The following is a 2,831-nucleotide window of genomic DNA, read 5'->3' as shown; positions in this document are numbered from 1 at the left end:
TCACCACGCTGCTCGGCGCCACGCCGGCGACGCTGCAGAGCTCCGGCCTCGACGATCGTCAGGTCGAGACCGGCGACGTCGCGCAGCCTGTCGATCTGCTCGCGAAGGCGAATGCCGAGATCGAAAAGGCCCAGAAGGCGGGCGTCGTCCTTTCGCTCTCCGACGCCATCGTCAAGGTCAACCAGGGGATCGCCTGATGTCTGCTGAACTGATCAAGAGCTTCGTCGCCGATGCTGCGATCCGTGGCTATCGCATCTGCGCCTTCCATGCCTCCAAACAGGCTGCGATCGAAGGTGCCTCGAACACCGCCGCGCTGATCGGCGTCTCGACCTCGACCGGCGCCAAGGCTGCTGGCGTCGTCGATATCATTCAGTCCGGCCTCGGCGAGGTTAAGCGCTACCTGCTGAAGGGCGTTTGCCCGTGACCACCTTCGCCGCCCTGTCCGACGTGCTGGCGCGCTATCCGTCCGAGGCGACTGTGCTCGCCGCGGACGAGACCACGCGGCTGCGGGATGACAGCCGGATCGAGGCGGCGCTGGTCGATGCCACCGCCGAAGTGCGGGCGATCCTGGCGGCGCGCTACATGCGCGACGAGCTGGAGCGGATCGACGACGACAGCCGCGGCATCCTGCGGCTCTACACCATCGACATTGCGCTCTATCGGGTGGCGCTGTCGTTCGGCCGCACCAACGAGCGCGTCAAGGAGCGCTACGACGTGGCGATCGCCCGGCTGCAGGCGATCGCCAAGGGCACCGCCGCGCTCACCTTCGACGGGCCCGGCGGCGGCGGCAGCGGCAGCGCCGGTGCCGAGCCGCCCGGCGCGGTGTCGCCGAACGAGGCCATCGTCATCGGCAACGAGCGCGTGCTGACGCGCGAGCGCCTGCGGGGGTGGTGAGCGATGGACGCCGGCGTTCGCATCGAGATCGACATCTCCGACCTGACCGGCGCGCTGTCGCGCCTGTCCGGGCTGGAGAACGCCGACACCGAGCAACTGATGAGCGACATCGGCGCGCGGCTGGAATTCTCGATGCAGGAGCGCATCACCACCACCAAGACGGCGCCGGATGGCACGCCGTGGCAGGAAAACCTCGAAGGCACGTCGATCTTGCATCGGACCGGCGGCCACATGCTCGGCTCAGTCGCCTGGACCGCATCGGCCACCGAGGTCGAGGCCGGCCTGAGCTGGGAATACGCGCACGTCCATCAGGACGGCGCGGTGATCACCGCCAAGAACGCCAAGTTTCTGTCGTTCGTGGTCGGCGGCCGGCACGTCAGCAAGAAAAGCGTCACCATCCCGGCGCGGCCCGTGGTCGGCATCTCGGCCGAAGACGAATCCAAGATCGACAAGCTCGCTACCGCCTTCGTGGCCAAACAGCTCGGGGGCGGCCAGTGATCGCGCCCGCCACCATCGCGCAGCGGCTGCAGGACTCGCCGTTGACGCGCTATCTCGGCGCCGTTGAAGCGTCGTTGAAGTCGCAGTTTCCCGGCGTGACGGTGCGGCAGCATCCGGGCCGGATCGACCTCTCGGACGCCATCGAGAAGGATATCTTCACGCCGCCGATGATGGCCGTGGCCGCGGTGCGCTGGAAGTTCGACGGCGATCTCGACGGGTCCTGGGATCTCGAAGTCGAGCCGGCCGTCTTCATCGTGACCGAGGACATGGCGGTCGACGGCAAGTCTGTGCCTCGCCAGGATATCGCGCATGCGCTGTCGCTGGGCGTGCTGGAGATCCTGGGCGATCTCGACGCGCAGCGATGGGGCCTGACGTCGATCAGCTCGCCCAACAAGATCGAAGCCCGTCCGCTGTTCACCAGCCAGACTTACACCAAGGGCTCCGCCTACTACGCGGTGAGCTGGTCGCAGACCATGTGCGGCTTCGGCTCCAGCCCGCTCGTCCGGCCGGTGATCGCCCCGCCGCAGTTCGAAGACTTCGACGGCGAGCCGATCGACGACAGCGACGGGGCGCCGGTATGAGCATCACCGATCCGGACATCGTCGCCTTCAAGCGCTATCTGCGCGGCCTCGAAAAGCAGATCGTCGAGGTCGATCAGCGCGTCGCGCGCGTGCTGATGCACGGCAAGGTGATCAAGGACGGCGTGCGCCAGCAAGGCGACGACTGGCAGGTGCGGCTGGAGCTCGGCCGCGACGCCGACGACAAGCCGGTGGAATCGCCCTGGGTGACGGTGCAGCCGCTGTCCTCCGGCGCGCTGAAGATCAAGGTCAAGCCCTCCGAAGGCCAGCGCTACACGCTGCTGTCGCCGTCCGGCGTGATCGGCACCGGATCGCAGGCGATCCGCAGCGGTGAGCGCATGAGCACCGCGGCCTCGCTCGATCTGTCGCGCATCGGCGCCCCGACGCTGGTCGATATCGACTACGAGGCGGCGCTGACGGCGCGCCTGCGGAATTTCCGGTTCCTGTGGGATGCGGCGCGGGCGAAGGATCCGACGCTGCCGTTGTTCGACGTGATCGACGCGGACGGCAAGGCGAACGGCAAGCGCGTCATCACGCTTAGTTTCTCGACCGGCACCGACGTGTTTCGGCCCAACGCTGTGTCGCCCGGCCTCACGGCGATCGACGTCGTGCCGCGGCAGATGTGGGACGTGGGGCCGCCCGGCCGCGGCTGGTTCATCGGCCGGGCCCGCAAGGGCCGTGGCATCCAGCCCAACCGGACTGATGAACTGGCCTATCTTTCGATCCGCCTCGCTGACGGCAGTCGCCCTGAATACGGCGGGCGGATGCGCAACCGCATCGGCCGCACGCGGATCAGGCGCAAGCCGTTCACCGCCACAGTGCTGGCGCATCTGGCGGGACCGCCCAAGCACGGCTTCCCTA

At 67.9% G+C, this 2,831-nt stretch carries 5 protein-coding genes and 1 pseudogene; all 6 read left to right on the top strand.

Annotated features, from left to right (window positions below; translation table 11 throughout):
* Positions 1 to 197, top strand: a 197-nt coding sequence (locus tag M9H71_RS24990) for a hypothetical protein (protein WP_455407558.1), incomplete at its 5' end; no start/stop codon positions are given.
* A complete protein-coding gene (locus M9H71_RS24985; RefSeq protein WP_455407557.1) occupies positions 197 to 424 on the top strand; it encodes a hypothetical protein in 228 nt (75 codons plus the stop codon). The genes M9H71_RS24990 and M9H71_RS24985, both read left to right, overlap by 1 nt.
* Complete coding sequence (locus M9H71_RS24980; protein WP_455407556.1) at positions 421 to 894, top strand: phage protein Gp36 family protein; 474 nt, start codon at positions 421 to 423, stop codon at positions 892 to 894. Before M9H71_RS24985 ends, M9H71_RS24980 begins: the two co-directional genes overlap by 4 nt.
* A gap of 3 nt (positions 895 to 897) precedes the next feature.
* On the top strand, positions 898 to 1,392 hold the full coding sequence (locus M9H71_RS24975; protein ID WP_455407555.1) for a phage virion morphogenesis protein: 495 nt from the start codon (positions 898 to 900) through the stop codon (positions 1,390 to 1,392).
* The gene (locus M9H71_RS24970; protein ID WP_455407554.1) at positions 1,389 to 1,973 is read left to right on the top strand and encodes a hypothetical protein; all 585 of its coding nucleotides are present in this window, start codon (positions 1,389 to 1,391) and stop codon (positions 1,971 to 1,973) included. Before M9H71_RS24975 ends, M9H71_RS24970 begins: the two co-directional genes overlap by 4 nt.
* A pseudogene (locus M9H71_RS24965) lies at positions 1,970 to 2,831 on the top strand (hypothetical protein); the annotation flags it as partial. The gene M9H71_RS24970 and the pseudogene M9H71_RS24965, both read left to right, overlap by 4 nt.

It is taken from the genome of Rhodopseudomonas parapalustris (genome assembly GCF_053772255.1).
The sequence above is the reverse complement of the archived record's forward strand: the minus strand, read 5'-3'. Positions and strand labels throughout refer to the sequence as shown.